Source organism: Sporosarcina luteola (genome assembly GCF_023715535.1).
Classification (GTDB): Bacteria; Bacillota; Bacilli; order Bacillales_A; family Planococcaceae; genus Sporosarcina; species Sporosarcina luteola_B.
This window is the reverse complement of the sequence record NZ_JAMBOI010000047.1, coordinates 1-469: the sequence shown is the minus strand read 5'-3', so window position 1 is coordinate 469 and position 469 is coordinate 1. Positions and strand designations below refer to the sequence as shown.

The 469-nt window shown below is 52.2% G+C and carries 1 pseudogene; it reads left to right on the top strand.

Annotated features, from left to right (window positions below):
- Positions 1–469 (top strand): annotated as a pseudogene (locus M3191_RS18240) (hypothetical protein); the annotation flags it as partial.

Here is a 469-nt window from a genome sequence, read left to right as displayed (position 1 = left end):
ATCTGGTACCGATGAAGCAGGTCATTGAGCCGCAGTTTGAAGCGCGTAGTGATTTTGACGTCTTTGCCGATCTGGCTGAGATGCTCAAGCCGGGAGGTAAGGCTGTCTACACCGAAGGCAAAGACGAAATGGCGTGGCTGAAGCAGTTCTACGATGCCGCGCAAAAAGCAGCCCGCGCCCAACGTGTTGCAATGCCTCAGTTCAACGCGTTCTGGCAGCAGAATAAACTGATCGAAATGCGTGAGAATGAAAAGAATAACAAATATGTGCGCTACGCGGATTTCCGCAGCGATCCGGTGATGAACGCACTCGGAACGCCGAGCGGCAAGATAGAAATCTATTCGAAAACGATTGAAGGCTATCAGTATAAAGACTGTCCGCCGCATGCGTCCTGGATTGAACCGGATGAATGGAAAGGAACGGCGGATAAAGATCAGCTGCAGCTACTGACGGCGCACCCGGCACATCG